Origin of the sequence: Paenibacillus sp. FSL R7-0210 (genome assembly GCF_038009085.1) — a bacterium.
GTDB classification, from domain to species: Bacteria; Bacillota; Bacilli; order Paenibacillales; family Paenibacillaceae; genus Paenibacillus_AQ; species Paenibacillus_AQ silagei.
This window is the reverse complement of record NZ_JBBPAR010000001.1, coordinates 1,009,577-1,027,730: the sequence shown is the minus strand read 5'-3', so window position 1 is coordinate 1,027,730 and position 18,154 is coordinate 1,009,577. Positions and strand designations below refer to the sequence as shown.

Sequence of the window (18,154 nt, the reverse complement as noted above, 5' to 3'; positions counted from 1 at the left end):
GAACTAAAGCAACCGATGCGGCAGGCAATCTACTAGGGGGATTAGAGAGATGAAGAGACAGGGAATATGGGTTCTATTAACCATCATGGCTATTGTACTAATTACAGGCTGCTCAGGGTCCGGTTCAGGCGGCAAGGACGGTAAGCTGGTGATCGGCATAGACGACAAGTTCGCCCCGATGGGCTTCCGGGATGATGACAATGAGCTTGTCGGCTTCGATATTGACTATGCGCGAGCGGCTGTCAAGAAGATGGGCAAGGAGGTTACCTTCCAGCCGATTGACTGGTCCGCCAAGGAATCCGAGCTGAACAGCGGGCGCATCGATATGATCTGGAACGGATACACCATCACGGACGAGCGCAAGGAGAAGGTACTGTTCACCAAGCCTTATCTGGAGAATAGCCAGGTGGTAGTCGTGCTGGCGGGTTCATCGCTGTCTGCGCTTAAGGATCTGGCCGGCAAAGAAGTCGGATTGCAAAGCCTCTCCTCTGCCGCCGATGCCCTGGATGCCAGTCCGATCAAGGCGGAGCTTGGCGGCGTGTCTGAATTCACCGACAATGTGCTGGCGCTGACCGACCTCAAGTCGGGCCGTCTGGACGGGGTGGTCATCGATGAGGTTGTCGCCAGATATTACATAGCCAAGGAGCCGGATACGTACAAGCTGATGGAAGAATCATTGGCCCCTGAGCAATATGGCATCGGGATTAAGAAAGGCAATGAAGCTCTGCTCAATGAGCTGCAGAAGGCGCTGGATGAACTAAGCAGTGACGGAACAGCCGCCGAGATCTCAACCAAGTGGTTCGGAGAGAACAAAGTATTGAACTAGGAGCCGGTTAAGCCATGGATATCGATTATATTATTAGAATTTCCGGACCGATGCTGGAAGGCGCCCGGACCACGGTGCTGCTGTTCCTGATCGTGATCGTGCTGTCCATTCCGCTCGGGATGGTGGTCACTCTGATGGCCAAAAGCACGCTAAAGCCGCTGGCCTGGATCGCACACGCTTATATTTACGTCATGCGCGGAACGCCGCTCTTGCTGCAATTGTTCTTCTTCTGCTTCGGTTTGCCGCAGATTCCTGTAATCGGGCAATATCTGGTTATGGACCGTTTTGTAGCGGCCAGCCTGGGCTTTATTCTGAATTACGGCGCTTATTTCGCCGAGATCTTCCGGGGCGGGCTGCTCTCAATCGATAAAGGTCAGCATGAGGCGGCCAAGGTGCTCGGGCTTAGCCGGTGGCAGACGCTGCGCAAGGTCATTCTTGCCCAGATGTTCCGCGTGGCGCTGCCTGCGGTTGCCAATGAGTCGATTACACTGGTCAAGGATACCGCTCTGCTGTATGCCGTGGCCGTACCGGAGCTGCTGAATTTCGCCAAGACGGCGGTGAACCGTGATTTCACTGTCACTCCTTTTGTCGTAGCGGGCGTCATTTATCTGCTGATGACACTGGTGCTGACCTTATTCTTCAAGCTGCTGGAGAAACGTTTCAAATTTGAGTAGAAGGGCTGTTTGGCTATGAGTAGCATGATTGAAGTACGGCAATTGAAGAAGGACTTCGGCAGCCTTAGCGTGCTGAACCAGATTAGCTTTGACGTGAAGCCCGGCGAAGTCGTTGCGGTGATCGGACCCTCAGGCTCCGGCAAAAGCACCATGCTGCGCAGCCTTGTGCACCTGGAGGAGGTCACCGGGGGCAGCATTTCAATCTGTGGGAAAACCCTGGTTGATAACGGACGTTACGCCAGTACAGCGGAGATTAGAGACATCACTTCAAGTATGGGGATGGTGTTCCAGCATTTCAATCTGTTTCCGCATCTCAGCGTAAGAGCTAACCTGGAGCTGGCCCCGAGAACGCTGAAGCGGGAGAGTGTGCAGCAGATTACGGCGAAGAGCCGGGAGCTGCTCTCCAAGGTAGGCCTCTCCGACAAAGCAGACGTCTACCCCTCCACGCTGTCGGGCGGGCAGAAGCAGCGGGTCGCCATTGCTAGAGCGATGATGCTCAGCCCGGCCATTCTCCTGTTCGACGAGCCGACCTCGGCGCTCGATCCCGAGCTGACCGGCGAGGTGCTGCGTGTCATCCGCCAGCTGGCCGAGGAGAACATGACGATGATGATCGTCACCCATGAGATGAGCTTCGCCCGCGATGTCGCCGACCGCGTCTTCTTCATGGACAACGGAGAGATTGCCGAATCGGGCACACCCGACGAGATCTTCGGCAGTCCGAAGCTGGAGCGGACGCGAGCCTTCCTGACCCGGGAGTAAGTGTAGTGGATGCTTATAAGGACTTGGTTTAATGCGAGTCCTTTTTTTTATGTGTAGGATGCTGTGTTCGTCTTGCTTTTCTCTTCTTTTCCTCTGAATAAATCCATAATATAAGAACACTTAGCTGTATAGCTGCCAGAAAGAGCACCACAAGTTGTTGCCCTGTGGATAGAGACTGGATAATGGGAATAAACATTACAGGACCTCCATTTGTACAACTAATCTTTGGTATTCATTTAATAGACAATCCAATTCTCTCGACTTCGTCAATACCCGATCATCCAATAAACCATATTCGTTAGCCAACCCATTCATTTCCTTTCGTTTTTCTTCGATTAATTGCTGTAGGGTATACATAACAAACGCTTCTCCCATATTTTGTCGTTTAACCCATTCTAACAAGAGTTACCCAACTACGAAAAAAACCTTTTAGGATTCACACGTAATGAAAATGTTTGATTCCTCTAGACATAAAAACAACCTCCGCTTTTAAAACACGGAGGTTGTTTTTATGCTGATTTTTCAAGAACCTTCACCATTCGAGAGCGTTGATACGGTCACAGGAAATGAACCGTCAGGTGGTATGGGCGGTATTACTCCCAAGAACAATGAACTACAAAGAAGGCTCAATAGAAGCAGGGATGAGAGCCATTTGCGCATCTTCAATCACTCCTTTCATAAAATGCTCATACCTTGCTTTTTGTTCAGCCAAAGCCTGATTTCGGTACTGCTCAAAATAGGCAGCACAGTTTATGATGAGGTTTTTGTTGCTCAATGCAATTGAATGGGACAAGGCTTTTAGCAGCCGATCGATCCCTTCTTGATGCTGATGGTGAAAAAGACAGTACTTAGCCAGTTCATAGCATAACCGCGCGTAGCGGTCACGTTGGAAAACCTCTTGATAATGCACATGGGCAGGCCAGGAATCGTTCGTCAGTAACTCATCTATTTGATCTTTGAAATGAGCAAGCACTTCGTCTGCCTCATATTCAAAGCGGTTAACTGCATTCATGATGGTTAGCAGGCTGGGCAGCCACTCCTCTGGATACTTGTCTAAAAAAGTTAGATACTCTGGCAAACAATCAAATTGGCCCAAAAGCACATTCAGGTTATATCGATTGGCCTCAGCAAACCGTTCAAATTTGTGGACTTCGGTCCAGCCACTATCATTCAGATCTTCAAACCATCTTAGATCCTCATAACCGGCAATATACTCCAGAGCTTGTTCATAGTTCCCCATCCATTCTAGAGCATTTCCTTTCAACAAAAAACTCTGCCCGTAGTAAAAGACCAAATGACGTTCTGTGGTAAACGGTTCAGTTTCATTAATCCCTCTACGTGCACGTTCTTTCTTTTGGAAGAGGATAATAGTCAGCAAGGCTTTCATTTCATCGGCATATTGGATCACTTTGTCCCATTGCTGTAGATTAAAATGAACATTGGCTAATTGCAGCAGGCCGTCTAATTGTTGGTTTTCGGCAAGACGCTTTCGATAAGGTGCAAACTTGAGCGCAGCCTCATGGTTTTCCTTTAGGTCAGTGCCTAGTCTTGCTCGAAACCATTTGTAATGACTGGTGGCTAGCCGCTCAGAATGCTGCTTGATCTCATTTTCACAGATACAGCGGTAAAAAGGAATGGATGCCTTCCACTCTCCTTGGGCAAAAAGTGACTCAGCTAAAGTGAATACATCTTGAATATGAACAGGTTCTTCCATGATTTGGTTCAACGTGGCAGTAATCAAATCCTCTTTTTCAAGCTGAACACATCGCAGCAGAAAATTTTTAATCTGTTTCCAGTGGGTTTTGCCGCTGGCAAAGCATTCGGTCACATAGAACTCATAAAGCCAGCCAGAAGGTTGGCCTAGCACCTTTCCGATTAAATCTAACTGCCGAACTGGTATGGGTTTTGAAGGTATGCTAGTAAAGATAGCACTTAATAGACCACGGTTTATCCCGCTTTGCTGTGCAAGTTCATGCATTGTTACATTCTGCTGTTCCATCTCTCTCTCGATCAAGGTTAGTATAGATGCTATTGGTTTAACAAGAGAGCTAGGGTTTGGAACATTTTTGTTATTGCTCAATATGATGTTCCCCCATCTCTTCTATGGTCTGCTCGGAAAAAGCGTTTTGCAGTACTTTTTTGTTAGAGCATGCACCACATCTTTTAGTATATGTGTAAATTTTACCTCATAGAACTTTTAAGTTCAATTACAAAACAAAAATTACAACTTACAACACTCTGCTAATCTCCTATAGGCTTGGTCTACACTTTTATATATAGAGAGAGGTGGGCCTTTAATGAAGGTAGCAAAACAAGTAGGAGATCAAGTACGACACTATCGAAATCTTAAAGGACTGACCCAGGAACAACTTGCAGAGCTAGTAGATACATATGGCACCTACATCGGGCGATTAGAACGCGGTGAGCAAAACGTGCAGCTTGAAACATTAGAAAAAATTGCAGATGCTTTACAAATAAGCGTGTACGCTTTATTTAACCACCCCCAGTTTGATCATTTAAATAACCAGGAATGGATCTGGCAGGTTGTTCATCTGTTGCAAGAGCAATCTACCGATGAACAAGAGAGGGCTTACCGTGTATTGAGTGAGATGTTTAAGAAAACATCAAAGTAGCTGATTCCATTTCAAATGAATTTATAACAAAACAAACACACCGAAAATCATGCCAAGCATAGATTTCCGGTGTGTTTGTTTTAGTTTGTCGCATTAACGCTTAGCTATGGGCGCAGCGGAGGATGCAAGTGGATTTAGTCCATCTAATTTTGAGCTATAGATACACTTCCCCACATTAGTTGGATAAACAACACTTACTCGAGCCGACTTTCGGCGAATCCTTATAATTGGGAAGATTAGATGTACTTTTTCCAACTGCTTCCCCGTAACCGTCCATTCGGCGCGAAATAAGTGCCTTTTTTCCAACTCTGTCCCAAGCTCGGCCCAACCCCACTCTTACTTCAACCTACTCGCTCTTACTTCACCCGACCCACACTTTCTCTGTCACACTCACGCGCTAATCCGCCCTTAATCTACCTTATTTCACTCCACATTCTCCACTGCATCCGCAGGCGGCGCCGTGTCCCCGGGCACCGGCTCCAACGGTCCCATCGGCGCTGCCGGCTCCGGCTCCTCCTCCCAGCGCGTGCGGATGAAGAGGTGATAGAGCTTGACGATGATGATTTTGAGCATCATATAGACCGGAATAATGACCAGAATGCCGATAATTCCGCCGAAATCGCCGCCGGCCAGGACGAGGATGATCGTGGTCAGCGGGTGGATATCCATGCTTTTGCCGAAGATATATGGGGCCACCAGGTTATCCTGAATCTGCTGCGCAACGAGCACGACCACAATTGACCAGACCGCCGTAGACGGGGACTCGATCAGACCGAAGATGAAGATCGGCACGGTAGACAGAATGGCTCCGATAAAAGGGATGAAGTTCATCAGCACCGCTACCATTGTCAGCAGCAGCGCATACGGCAGGCCGATGATCAGGAACCCGATGTACATCAGGACGCCGAGCGCCAGATTGACCAGCACTCTGCCGACGATGAAGCTGCCCATCACGCCGTCAATCTCGGCAATCACCCCCGCGCCCTCCTCGTGATACCGTTTGGGGAAGAAGCTCACGAGCTTATCGCCGAACTTCCCGCCTTCCTTCAGCATGTAGAACAGCAGGATCGGAAAGGTGAACAGCACAATCGCAAAATTAGAGACAAAGGAGAACAGCCCGGACACATAGCCCGTTGCCAGCGAGAAGCCTGTATTCAAATAGCCCATTAATTGGCTGGACAGGTTCATATTCTCGGGAATCAGACCCGACAGCAGCTCAGTGTTCTCCAGCTTACTTAACTGCTCTCCAACTGCTCTCAGCACCCCCGGCATATTGTTGCCCAGGTTCAGCAGCTGACTTTGCAGCGATGGCCAGACGCCTACCGTGAAGCCCAGCAGCAGAATAGCAATGACCAGATAGACCAGCAGGATCGCCAGCGTCCGCTTCAATTTGCGCGAGGACAGGAAGTCGATCAGGGGCCGAAGCAGATAATAGAAGAATACGGCCAGCATTAACGGCACCATCACAACATTGAACAACGAGATAATAGGGGTAAAAATAAAGTCTACCAGTGAGCTGACATAGATAATTCCCAGCACCAGCAGCACGGCAATACAAATGCGGATGAACAAATTCAATTTGGCCATAGTGGGCTCCCGTTCCGTTATTTTGAACAGCGTTTCTTGTTCACTTAAATATAGCCGGGGTTTCTTAATTCAAACTAAACCAAGTCTAAAGATAAGCTAAAGATTCGGGATGGAGTGAACGCATGATCACAATCGAAACGGAAGTCCCGCTAGAATGAAGCAGCCGTCAGTGCAGGTTAGCCGATGGTCTCCACCACGTTACCCTCTTGGTCTTTGATGTAGGTCTTTCTTACCTGCACCTTCAGTTCTTTGGCGGTGGACAGCCGGAATTCGCCTTCCTTGGGCTGGAGCTTCGTTTCCAGCTCCAGGATAGCTGCTTCACTCAGGCTGATACGGACGATCTCCCCGTCCTGTACACAGCCAGTCTCTTCAGCCGGTTCTAGCAAGATCTGTAGCTTCGGGCAGGTTAACCTCAGCGGCTTCCCCTTCAGCAATCGTCCGCGCAGCAGGCTGGCTACTGACGCGGCCTGCCGAGCCCCAATGGTCAGGACCGCCGGTGCGGTGCCCAGCAGACGGCTTTTTGCAGGCTCGAAGCCCAATTCATCTACATACAGGATACCCGTCTGGGACCCGTCACGCTCGATGCCCAGGCGAACTGCTTCCTTAATAGCCGGAAGCCGGAGCAGCGAATCCCGGGCAAGATCAGTGATATATGCGGGGAGCATCTCCTCGCTGGCGTGCAGGAATGAGGTCGTATTCCAGGTCATCATGGCTTCCAGTTCATCTGCTGTAATTCCGACCATCTGCAGAAATTCAACATGCCCATTGGGCGTATCCACAGCTGGAAGCTCCGGGTCATCAATGAAAGCCAGCGCAGTCAGCCGGGTGTCCGCGCCCAGACAGATGGGACCGTTCGCATCCAGATAATGACCAGAGGCAAAAATATTCCCGCTGGAGAATACATACCGGGCCATATTCTGGAGCAGACTGATCCCCCAGGCCGGAGGCTCCTGTTCTCCGGCACTGCGAGCCAACCGGAAGGTCAGCTCGAAGCCGTACCCGCTGTATTCGAGGTTCTCCGACTCCTTATCGTACAGCTCAGAGAAACCGAAGGTTACGAAATGCCAATGCGGATAAGGCTGCTGCGCTTCATAGACGCTGATTCCGCTCAGCGGGTCTTTACCCCCCAGCCTATAAGGCAGCATTGCAGCATAATGCTTCGGCTCCTGCTGTCCGTACAACCTCTTCATCTGATCTTCAATGGCATCCCAGCCGGTTGCTTCCACTTCTTGCTCACTCATCTTGTTCCCTCCAGGTTCATATTTATGTACAGCCGGAATTCCCGTATCCGGCCCAGAATCTCCCGTTCATTACCCCAATTCCATCATCACAAACCCCAAACCATATAAATTCCGCAAAAAACGGCAAGCTCATCTTACGAGCTTGCCGTTTGGTGTATCTTCATTAATATAGGTATCAGTTTACGCCGACCAGCAGGTCCTTGCGGGCTACGCCGCTCTTAGCTGCCGCTTCGGCTACAGCCATGCGGATTCTCTCTACTACACGCGGATCGAAGGCGTCTGGGATGATATATTTCTCATGTAGCTCGGACGGGTCAATCACTGAGGAGATCGCCTCTGCTGCCGCCAGCTTCATGTCTTCATTGATATCCGTAGCTTCACAATCCAGCGCGCCTCTGAATATACCAGGGAAGCACAATACATTGTTAATCTGGTTCGGATAGTCGGAACGGCCGGTCGCCATGACTCTTACATTCGGCGCAGCAATGGCAGGATCAATCTCCGGCATCGGGTTCGCCATGGCGAACACAATCGGATCTGTGGCCATGTTCAGCACATCTTCCAGCTTCAGCACATCCGGTGCAGAGACTCCGATGAAGACATCTGCGCCTTTAATCACATCGGACAGACTTCCGGTTTCAAGATATGGGTTCGTAATCTGGGCGTAATCGCTCCAATGGCTGCGCTCATAATCCGCCAGCCGGTTAATCGCGCCCTCCCGGTCCACGCCGATGAGGTTGACCGCTCCGGCATGCAGCAGCATTTTGGAGACGGAGATGCCGGCTGCACCTATGCCGTTGACTACGATTTTGACATCCTTAATATTCTTGCCGCATACCTTGAGCGCATTCAGCAGTCCGGCGGTCACGACAATTGCCGTACCATGCTGATCATCATGGAAGACCGGGATATCCAGCTCTGCTCTCAGCCGTCTCTCAATCTCGAAGCAGCGCGGAGAGGAAATGTCCTCCAGGTTAATGCCGCCGAACGTCGGGGCAAGTGCTTTTACAATCGCAATAATCTCTTCGGTATTCTTGGTGTCCAGGCATATCGGCACGGCATCGACGTCTGCGAACTGCTTGAACAGCGCCGCTTTGCCCTCCATAACCGGCATGGCCGCCTTCGGCCCGATATCGCCAAGCCCCAATACAGCCGTACCATCGGATATGACAGCTACGGTATTCTTCTTCGTGGTTAGCTCGTAAGCCTGGGACTGATCGTCGGCAATCGCCTGACAGACCTTCGCCACACCCGGCGTGTAGACTTTGGACAGGTCGTCTTTGCACAGAATCGGATGCTTCAGGGTAGTTTCGAGCTTACCGCCTTTATGCAGCAGCATAATTTCTTCTAATAGTTCCATGAATAACTCCTCCATTCAACTGATTAACCGTTTGCTTGCATCTATTCTCAGATCTTACTATATATAGCGGATATACCTGCATCCGGAACCGTACCAGACCCGTATGCATGCCCGCAACTCTGCATTTCATATACTCCCTTAGTCATTCTCCGCGATAATTATCGGATTGGCAAGATAAAAGCTGACACCTGAAAATTGTCCACGATTTAGACACGATTGGATGCGATTTCATGTGATTCAGGCGTATCGTCTGCGGATTAATCCCCCTGATCAGCCGCCCCAGACGGAGATGAGCAGTGTGGCTACAACTACTGTAATCGCTCCGCCGATACGGGTGGAGATCTGTGCGAACGGCATCAGCTCCATGCGTCCCGAGGCAGACAGAATGGCTACATCGCCTGTTCCGCCAAGGCCGCCACGGCAGCCGGTAACAATGGCCGCTTCAACAGGGTACATATTGACCCATTTGCCGGTAAAATAGCCGGTGATCGTCATCGCTACGATCACGGTAGCGCAGACAATAATATAAGGAAGCGAGATCAGGGCGGCGACATCCTTCAGCGGGATGTACAGCATCCCGAGGCCGACCATGAGCGGCCAGGTTAAAGTACCGGAGACCAGCTTGTAGAGCTGATATGCGCCCTGCTCGATTTTGGACGGGAGCAGCTTGGAAATCTTGAGTAGTGCCGCTGCGAAGATCATCAGAATCGGACCCGGAATGCCGACGAACGGCGACAGCAGATGTCCGGTGATGAACAATCCGCAGGCGAACAGCAGGCCCGCTCCCATCAGCAGGAAGTCCGGCTTCGCGCTGTCATACGTGCTGCCCGCCAGCTTCTGGCCGTCCTTCGATTTCACCAGGACACCGTTCCCGGTGATGGACGGATTTTTGTCAGCCATCCGCTTGAGCAGTCCCGCTCCGATAATCGCAAACACGTTGCCGATCACCGCCGCCGGAATCATCTGGGCCACATAGGAGCCGGATTCCCCGCCGAGGATCTGCGAGAACGCGATGGACAGCGGGAGAATCCCTTCACCGACACCGCCGCCGATAATAGGCACGATAATGTAGAATAGTGTCCGGTGTGCGCTATAACCAAGCAGCATCCCTACACCCAGGCCCGCAGCCACTGCGGCGAGGGTTCCGGCCATCATCGGAATGAAGATGCGGATGAAGCCGTTAATCAGCGTGGTCCGGTTCATCCCGGTAATACTTCCGGCTACCAGAATCGAGATGTACAGGTACAGGAAGTTCGAGGTCTTCATCAGCGTGTTGACCGATTCAAGCACCGAAGGATCAAGCACATTCCAGAACACCAGGAACGATGGAATCATTAGAGAGAGGATCGCAGGACCGCCGATATTCTTAAGAATCGGAAGCTTGAAGCCCAGATCACTGAGCAGCACCCCCAGTACAATAATTACTGCAAAGCCGCCGATCATGTCGTTGGGCAGTTCACCAAGCACAGAAGCCGCAAAAATAATAAGTGCAAATACCACATACAATGGGAGCGGAATAACGCCTACTTTTAAATGCAGAAGCTTCTGGACGAAACCCTGTTCTCCTTGCTTCAGTACAACAGGCTGCTGTTCCGGTACCGAAAGTGGGGGTTGAATTGCTTTTTGCATGTTAACCTTACCTCCTTAACTCTTTTACAAATTCATCATAGCTGCTTTGAAAGCGCTTTTGTTTTTATGAAAGTAATAAAGGGGTTTTGTAAATTATTAAAGTAAGCGTTAACATTGCGGCGGGGAATGTATTTTGTTTTTCGCATACATCGGAGGCACATATCCAGATAAAAAAAGCCCCGCCGCAGGTTGCGCGTCAGGAGCTTTAGCATGAATGCTTTGTATTCAGTTATAGGCGGGTTTGCGCACTGAACTCATTGATACTCGATTGTCCTCAGATATACTTGCTAATCAGCGATTTGCCGTTGGCCGCGATCCGGTATTTTTGCACCGGACGGCCGATGCTGCCATAGACGAGGTCCATCTCCAGCACGCCCATCTCCGTCAGCCCGACCAGATATTTGCCGGTGGAGACCCGGGAGATGCCGGATACCGCCGAGATGTCCTCGGCGGAGAACAGCTCAGTGCCGCAGGCCTCCACGGCACGCCAGATGGTCTGGAGCGTCTGACGGGTGAAGCCCTTCGCCAGCTCCTGCGAGGTCGTCCGTTCCTGCTTGAACCGGGACAGCCGGTCCAGCTCCGACTGGTTCAGCCGCTCCTGGCTGCGGAACAGCTTGTTCTGCTCCCGGTAGCCGTTCAGCGCCGCGCGAAACCTCGGGAACTCGAACGGCTTGATCAGATAATCCACCGCTCCGTTCTGGAGCGCTTCGCGGATGCTCTCCTTGTCGCTCGCCGCCGAGATGACGATCACATCAATCTTAATGCCCCTGTGCCGGATCTCGGCCAGCAGCTCCAGCCCGTTGCTGTCCTTCATGTAAATATCCAGCAGAATCAGGTCATACGGCTGCTCCTCCAGCCGCTCCAGCGCTTCGGAGGCAGAGCTGGCCCAGCCCTGGGCACGGAAGCCCTCTACCTGCTCCAAATAAAACTTGTTCATCTCCGATACCATCGGGTCATCTTCAACGATCAGTACTTTTATCATAATTGGGTCTCAACCCTCTTCATCAGTTATCCACACTCTTCATAGTTAATCATCAGTCTTCATCTGGTTATCATCATGCTTCGCAAGATAAGGCAACCGTATAGTAAAATCGGTTCCTTGATCCGCCCGGCTCTGGTAGTCAATCGTCCCGCCCAGCTTGGCTACACTCCGCTTCACCAGATACAGCCCGACGCCCCGGTCTTTGCCTTTGGTCGAGTAGCCCTGTTCATACAGATGATTCCCGTCCTCCGCAGAGATGCCGGGGCCGTTGTCGCTGATCTTCAGGGTAAGCAGATTGTCCTTATGCCAGAATCCGATCTCTATCAGCTTAGTGTCCGCCCCTTGCAAGGCCTCTAGCGCATTGTCCAGCAGATTGCCGAATATCGTGACCAGCTCCCGTGCGGTCTCATGATCCGCAGCTTCCGGCAGCACACCGTCGTCCAGAATAACCAGCCGCACATCGGCCTCTCTGATTCTGCTCAGCTTGCCCAGCAGGAAGCCGACCATCACCGGGTCTTTGACCTGTCTGACCACGGAGTCCGCCTCCGTCCGGATGTTCTGCACAATATCGGTCAGATATTCTTCCAGCCGGTCGTATCTGCGCATCGTATTCAGCCCCATAATGACATGCAGCTTGTTCATGAATTCATGGGTCTGGGCACGCAGTGCTTCTGCATACAGGGAGATTCCCGAGAGTCGCTCCATCAAAATACTGATTTCGGTCTTGTCCCGGAACGTGGCTATGGCCCCCTCAATCACTCCGTTCACCTTGACCGGAACCACATTCACCAGCAGCGTAATACCGCTCTGCTCCACTTCCTTATCCTCCAGGGCTTCCCCGGTTTCCAGCACCTTCTCCATCCGCAGCAGCGGCCAGAATTGCTCCACCTGTCCCTGCAGCGGGTCCTGGTTCAAGCCGACGCTGCCCATCAGCCGCCGGGCCTCGGCGTTCATTAAGGTAATCCGGGATTCCCTGTCTATAGCCAGGATCCCCTCCTTGGCGGATTGCAGCATAGCGCTGCGTTCCTCCAGCAGCTTGGCAATCTCGCCCGGCTCCATGCCGAACATCATCCGCTTGATTTTGCGGGCGAGCAGGATGGCACCGAATATCCCCATCAGCCCGCCGACCAGGATGCCCGAGTAGATAATCCAGCGGTTCTGCTGAACGGCGGAACGGACGCTGCCAAGCGATATGCCTACCGCTACTGCTCCAACCTGCTTGCCGTCAGAGGCGAAGATCGGTGAGAACGCTCTCACTGAATAACCGAGCGAGCCTTCAGCCACGGATATGGTCTCCTTGCCATGCAGTGCATCGGTCTCATCCCCGCCCATGAAATGCTTGCCGATCAGGGCCGGATCAGGATGGGAACGGCGAATGCCTCCCATATCCATCACCACCACGAATTGAACGTCATTAATGGCGCTGATATCGGTTGCATAACGCTGGATGCTGCCGGAATCGGATTCTGCAAGCAGCCCGTCAACCACCCCCGGCGTGCGGGAGACCGTCCGGGCAATAGTGATGGCCTTGTTCTCCAGAGAAGCCCGGGCTTCTTCGGAGAATCTCATGCCGAACATCACATACACAATCAGCAGCACCAGCACGACGATCAGGCAGATCATCAGGGTGATGGTGGTCTGAAGGCGTAATCTTTTTGTACCAATTCTCACATTGCTCCACCTTCAGGAAATTTTTCTCGATTATAACGCAAAAGCCTTCAAAGCGCGACAGTCACAATTCAAAGTAAATTCTGCTAGGATTCCGCAATCACGGACTGGTTGCGTCCTCTGCTCTTCGCCAGATACAAGGCCTGATCCGCCTTCACAAGCAGTCCCGTAAGATCGGCGGCATGGGAAGGGTAGTGGGCAATCCCCTGTGAAATCGTAAGCTTCGCTGCAATCGGCCCCTGGCTCCGCTCAACCGCAAGACGGATTCGCTCAGCAGCGCTGAAGGCTTCAGCAGGCGTGGTCCGGGCCAGCAGAATAACGAATTCTTCCCCGCCGTAGCGGTAACAGATATCATCCGGCCGAAGTGAAGTCACGATGACCCGGACGACATGCTTCAGAACTTCATCGCCCAGATTATGGCCGTACGTGTCATTGACCAGCTTGAACTTATCTATATCCAGCAGCACCAGTGAAAAGGGAACACCAGAGCTCATCCGCTGGCTGATCGTATGCTCCAGGGACCTGCGGTTCATCAGACCGGTAAGCACATCCGTTTCGGCTTCATGGGTCAACTGCTCAGTCTGCTGCTGAATATTGGCCAGGGCAAGCGACACTCCGTCTGTCAGTAAGTAAGCCTCCCGGCTCCAATACCGCTTCGCTTCCTGCAATTCTATCTGTTCCTTGCCCATTTTGCTCACGACATCTGCCAGATAGACGAAGGGGCGCGCAAACTTGCGTGCCAGCAGAATAACGCCCAGCAGCAGGATGATGAACGGCAAGGAGGTATACCCGATCAGGATACGAATATGTCCCATCAGCTCCTGATGAATGTGGCCAATCGGGGAGACGACCACAATCCCCCAGCCATTGGCAGGCACACTGGAATAACCGGCCAGCATCTCGATGCCCCGGGTGCTCGTCACCCGCTGTTCTCCGCTTTGCTTATTCATCAGCTGCTGCACAACCTCATTCCTGCTGACATCTGTGCCGATCCGCGCCTTATCCGGGTGATACACCAGATGGCCTTCGGAGTCCACAATATAATAATAAGACCCCGAGTCATCCTCCTGTACATTGTCAAAAATCTCAGACAGAACGTTATTCTCCTGAAGGTAGATGGTGCCGCTAAGCATTCCGGCGTACGTACCCGCAGCATCGAAGATGGGCTGGCTCAAAAATACAATTAACCGCTTGGTATTGGCAGTCAGGTATGGAGAAGAGGTATACGGCTTGCGGAGCGCTAATGCTTCCTTGCTATTCTCTGAGGTGATGTGCTTGCCTGTAGTCCCTATGCTGGCAGGTGAGACATGGCGGACGAATCCGCTGGCGTCGACCACGGTGATGGAATTGAAGAAATTGCTGCTGCTGCGCATCAGATCCAGAGAATCATTCACTTGTTGAACCGGCATAGCTTCTATGTCAGACAGCCTTGCAGCGTTGTATTCCAGACTCCCCCACATAGACTGAAATAATGAATCCATGGTCCTCGACATACGGTCAGCATTGATGTAATTCAGATGAAGCGTAGTCTCCATTAAGGAACGCTTCTTGGACTCATAAGAACCTAGCAGAAGAATACTCGAAGTTAGGAGAACCACCAGTGTCACCAGACCTGTGAGCAACGTGGTGAGACTCAGCTTTTTACTTTGACTAACCATACTCTTTAACCCTTTAGACAAAACTGCAATCCTCCTTGGAGCAAGAAACGCAAAGATACACCCATCATACAGCAAATATTGATAATGTTCGACAGCGGATTTACGGCAGTACAGGCGGTGGATATCTCTCGGACATAGCAGAATAAGCCCGCACAAGCGAGGCTCATCTTCAAGCGATAAATCAGGTTCAGGTTAAGATCAGGTTCAGCCTACGCCTGCAAAATCTCATCCACCCGTTCCTTGGCACCCTCCCAGGAGGTCATCAGCGGAAAAGAGTATTGCTCACGTGCTCTCAGGTTCCACGGATGTGGGATGCAGAGCACCTTCTTCCCTGCCTGAACGGCGGGCAGCAGATTATGCGGGCCGTCATCAATCAGCAGGTCGTAGCCGATCAGATGCTTCCGCTTGCAGGTGAAGAAATTGTCGGCCGGGATATACGGCATATGCTTTTGCAGCCAGTTCCATTTCTCCAGCACCGTCTTCGGTACAGCGGCCGTTACAATAATAACATCATAGGCGTTGTGCAGCTTCTCCATCTCTTCCACCACATATTCGTCGAACAGCTCCAGTTCCTCGTACAGGCCGGGTCGGCCGAAGAACAGGTCCATGGTGCTGTCCGGGTGGCGCAGATGGTCCGTGTTCCAATCCATCATATCTTCGTAGCGAAGCGGATGTGTAGGAAACTCAATGTTATTGTGGTATATCGCACGCTTCACGAGATGGCAGATGGTATCATCCATATCGACGGCGATGATCGGTTTGCGCATTGAATCTCCTCCATGTACATTTTCATTCATTTTCATTTATTATAGGCAACCGGGGAATAGGTGTCCAGGCATCCGCCAGACTGAACATAAAAAAGCACATGCCTCCTTCACCGGGGCATATGCTTTGCTGCCTATTCCTACCCGCTCATTCCCCTTTATCTGCGCGACCGTCCCTTGACCAGGTTGACCACGAACAGAACTGCCGCTACAAAGAGCAGAAGATGAATCAGATTGCCCATTACATGAAAAATAAAACCAAACAGCCACGCCACAATAATCAATCCGATTAATCCCCACAGCATAAGCTTACCGCCTTTCTCTTCCGAAGTTATTTGTCTGTATTTTACCCTTGTCGAGGAAGATTCAAACGGGTGATCAACAGAACGGAGCTTGCTTGAATAGCGGACAGGCTGCTATACTATTTTAAATAATACAATTGTATTAAAAAGGAGAGTCATTAGCCAACGTGAAAAATCCAGTCCCTGTCAAGCGTCCAGGCTCCCGCAAATTGCGGAGCAGGCTGTTCAAGATCATATTAATCCTTGTATCTGCATTTGTTCTTATCGCAGGGTCGGGCTTCCTGTATGAAGCCATTGCTTCCAGCTCCGCCCGTAAAGGCTATCCTGCACCAGGTCAACTGGTGGATGCCGGAGGCTATAACCTCCACATTCGCCAGTTAGGAGCGGGAGCACCCACTATCATTCTGGAAGCAGGCAGCGGCGAAACCAGCCTGTCGTGGAGAGATATCCCTGAACAGTTAGCTGCACATGCCACCGTGGTCACTTACGACCGTGCCGGGTATGCCTGGAGCGAGCAGGCGGATACGGAACGCTCAGGCGCCAATATTGTGAACGAGCTGCACACCGCCCTTAAGAATGCAGACGTTCCCGGCCCGTACCTGATGGTCGGCCATTCCCTTGGCGGCATGTACGCCCGGCTGTTCACGCAGACGTACCCGGAGGAAGTGACCGGGCTGGTGCTTATTGATGCCAGACCCGAGAATGACGATCGCGAGACGAAGCCGATTCTGGCCGCCGAGAAGTTTGCCGGCAACCCCAGTGCCTCCCTGCTGAGCCTGCTCAAGCGCTCCGGTGCGCTTCGGCTGTTCCAGAATCAGCTCCTGGAAGGCCTGGTTGCCGAGCAAGACCGCGGGGAATTCATTAACGTCATATCCACGCCAAGCTATTTTGCCGCCAAGGAGCAGGAAGCCGCCCTGGCCAGCTCAACCGAGGATGCAATCCGTGGACAGAGCTTCGGCTCGCTTCCGGTCAAGGTGATCGCCCGGGGCTTGCCCCAGGATTACGCATCCTTCGGGGTTTCCGAAGAAGCGGGCCGACAGCTCGAAGCTATCTGGCAGGAGGGCCAGCGTAACATGCTGAAGCTCTCTTCCAATAGTGAGCTTATTGTCGCCGAGAAGAGCGGGCATATGGTCATTCATGACCAGCCGGAGCTGGTCGTCCAGACCATCCGCAGGATGCTCGCCGCAGGGAAGTGACCTTGATTGAAGCAAATTGTATTCAGCAGGATAATTCATGCTGTATTCATTAAGGATACAGCGGCTTGATTACATTCCAGTTAGCGTGCATGTGCAAGGTTACCGGGGAGCAGCCCTTGGGCATCAGAACGCCAAGTCCATAGCTATGCTCGAATTGTAATGCATAGTACTGCATCTGTAGATCTTCCCAGTAGCGGTATACGCCGAAGTCGTCTTGCATAGCCGCAATATCATGGAACAGAATAACGCCGTTATCCGCCAGCTTCGGCAGCCATGACTCATAATCATGCTTGACCGCCTCATAAGTATGAAGACCGTCAATATGCAGAAGGTCAATGCTTCGGTCTGCAAATTGAAGCAATGCCTCGTCGAAGGTCATGCGCAGCAGATGGGAGATCCCGGGGTAATAGGTGGCCGACGAGGATAGCACAGATTGATAACAGGATTCATCGTACAATCCCGAATGCTGGTCGCCTAGCCACGTATCGACTGCATAACATTCCGTTGCAAGCCCATGATTCTTGACGGCCTGGCAGAAGGCGAAGTGAGAAGCTCCATAATAAGTTCCTAACTCCACCACCCGGTTCGGCTGCATATGACAGACCAAGTCATAGCCGAATCTGCGATGCCCCTCCCAAGCGCTATTCAGATGTATCCACCGCTCATCCGTCTCAAACACAGGTCTGCTGCTGTTCCATCCATTCACATAGGTGCCCTCCTAAAATCTCTGTCAACTCTTGCTATGGTAATTTCATATATAAGTTAGTCTATTCAGAGAGATACGGATTTGATTAAAGCTGATCCGCTAAATCCGTGAATTCCGCTCGCTTCCCGGCCGGAGCAAAAGTGTATTATTTTCACAGGATTGCGGGAAA

17 protein-coding genes are annotated in these 18,154 nt (G+C 51.6%); 5 read left to right on the top strand and 12 right to left on the bottom strand.

Annotated elements, in window-relative coordinates:
• Positions 1-85 precede the first annotated feature (85 nt).
• Genes MKY64_RS04430 through MKY64_RS04420 form a run of 3 tightly spaced genes read left to right on the top strand, consistent with a single transcriptional unit; the run spans position 86 to position 2,259 of the window.
• Complete coding sequence (locus tag MKY64_RS04430; protein ID WP_445165107.1) at positions 86-826, top strand: amino acid ABC transporter substrate-binding protein; 741 nt, start codon at positions 86-88, stop codon at positions 824-826.
• A gap of 14 nt (positions 827-840) precedes the next feature.
• Positions 841-1,500 carry an amino acid ABC transporter permease gene (locus MKY64_RS04425; RefSeq protein WP_209984930.1) on the top strand — a complete coding sequence of 220 codons (660 nt, stop codon included), beginning with the start codon at positions 841-843 and terminating at the stop codon, positions 1,498-1,500.
• Positions 1,501-1,515: 15 nt separating this feature from the next.
• Complete coding sequence (locus MKY64_RS04420) at positions 1,516-2,259, top strand: amino acid ABC transporter ATP-binding protein (protein ID WP_340951179.1); 744 nt, start codon at positions 1,516-1,518, stop codon at positions 2,257-2,259.
• A 195-nt stretch (positions 2,260-2,454) separates the two neighbouring features.
• On the opposite strand, the gene MKY64_RS04415 is transcribed toward MKY64_RS04420, so the two are convergent.
• Both MKY64_RS04415 and MKY64_RS04410 read right to left on the bottom strand, forming a co-directional pair.
• Complete coding sequence (locus MKY64_RS04415) at positions 2,455-2,616, bottom strand: aspartyl-phosphate phosphatase Spo0E family protein (RefSeq protein ID WP_340951174.1); 162 nt, start codon at positions 2,614-2,616, stop codon at positions 2,455-2,457.
• Positions 2,617-2,872: 256 nt separating this feature from the next.
• Positions 2,873-4,339, bottom strand: a complete 1,467-nt coding sequence (locus MKY64_RS04410) for a DNA-binding protein (protein WP_340951172.1) — start codon at positions 4,337-4,339, stop codon at positions 2,873-2,875.
• 217 nt (positions 4,340-4,556) lie between these two features.
• On the opposite strand from MKY64_RS04410, the gene MKY64_RS04405 reads away from it, so the two are divergent.
• Positions 4,557-4,892 carry a helix-turn-helix domain-containing protein gene (locus MKY64_RS04405; RefSeq protein ID WP_340951168.1) on the top strand — a complete coding sequence of 112 codons (336 nt, stop codon included), beginning with the start codon at positions 4,557-4,559 and terminating at the stop codon, positions 4,890-4,892.
• 423 nt (positions 4,893-5,315) lie between these two features.
• Here MKY64_RS04405 and MKY64_RS04400 read toward each other — a convergent pair whose 3' ends face one another.
• The 9 genes from MKY64_RS04400 to MKY64_RS04360 all read right to left on the bottom strand — a co-directional run bounded on the left by MKY64_RS04400 (position 5,316) and on the right by MKY64_RS04360 (position 16,086).
• Positions 5,316-6,479, bottom strand: coding sequence for an AI-2E family transporter (locus MKY64_RS04400; protein WP_340951164.1), 1,164 nt, complete (start codon positions 6,477-6,479; stop codon positions 5,316-5,318).
• A gap of 176 nt (positions 6,480-6,655) precedes the next feature.
• The gene (locus MKY64_RS04395; protein WP_340951161.1) at positions 6,656-7,720 is read right to left on the bottom strand and encodes a suppressor of fused domain protein; all 1,065 of its coding nucleotides are present in this window, start codon (positions 7,718-7,720) and stop codon (positions 6,656-6,658) included.
• Positions 7,721-7,895: 175 nt separating this feature from the next.
• Positions 7,896-9,080, bottom strand: coding sequence for an NAD(P)-dependent malic enzyme (locus tag MKY64_RS04390; RefSeq protein WP_340951159.1), 1,185 nt, complete (start codon positions 9,078-9,080; stop codon positions 7,896-7,898).
• 270 nt (positions 9,081-9,350) lie between these two features.
• Complete coding sequence (locus MKY64_RS04385) at positions 9,351-10,709, bottom strand: 2-hydroxycarboxylate transporter family protein (protein ID WP_036731526.1); 1,359 nt, start codon at positions 10,707-10,709, stop codon at positions 9,351-9,353.
• Positions 10,710-10,983: 274 nt separating this feature from the next.
• The gene (locus MKY64_RS04380) at positions 10,984-11,691 is read right to left on the bottom strand and encodes a response regulator (protein WP_340951154.1); all 708 of its coding nucleotides are present in this window, start codon (positions 11,689-11,691) and stop codon (positions 10,984-10,986) included.
• A gap of 45 nt (positions 11,692-11,736) precedes the next feature.
• A complete protein-coding gene (gene dcuS / locus MKY64_RS04375) occupies positions 11,737-13,362 on the bottom strand; it encodes a DcuS/MalK family sensor histidine kinase (protein WP_340951152.1) in 1,626 nt (541 codons plus the stop codon).
• An 83-nt stretch (positions 13,363-13,445) separates the two neighbouring features.
• A complete protein-coding gene (locus tag MKY64_RS04370) occupies positions 13,446-15,038 on the bottom strand; it encodes a sensor domain-containing diguanylate cyclase (protein ID WP_340951148.1) in 1,593 nt (530 codons plus the stop codon).
• A gap of 188 nt (positions 15,039-15,226) precedes the next feature.
• Positions 15,227-15,784, bottom strand: coding sequence for a 5' nucleotidase, NT5C type (locus MKY64_RS04365; RefSeq protein WP_036731518.1), 558 nt, complete (start codon positions 15,782-15,784; stop codon positions 15,227-15,229).
• A 155-nt stretch (positions 15,785-15,939) separates the two neighbouring features.
• Entirely contained in the window at positions 15,940-16,086 is a 147-nt protein-coding gene (locus MKY64_RS04360; protein ID WP_155991672.1) for a lmo0937 family membrane protein, read from the bottom strand.
• Positions 16,087-16,250: 164 nt separating this feature from the next.
• Between MKY64_RS04360 and MKY64_RS04355 the strand changes: the two genes are divergently transcribed.
• Positions 16,251-17,279 (top strand): alpha/beta fold hydrolase, encoded by a 1,029-nt coding sequence (locus MKY64_RS04355; protein WP_340951140.1) that lies wholly within the window; start codon positions 16,251-16,253, stop codon positions 17,277-17,279.
• A gap of 49 nt (positions 17,280-17,328) precedes the next feature.
• Here the strand turns inward: MKY64_RS04355 and MKY64_RS04350 are convergent, their stop codons facing one another.
• Positions 17,329-17,985, bottom strand: a complete 657-nt coding sequence (locus MKY64_RS04350; RefSeq protein WP_340951137.1) for a class I SAM-dependent methyltransferase — start codon at positions 17,983-17,985, stop codon at positions 17,329-17,331.
• Positions 17,986-18,154 lie beyond the last annotated feature (169 nt).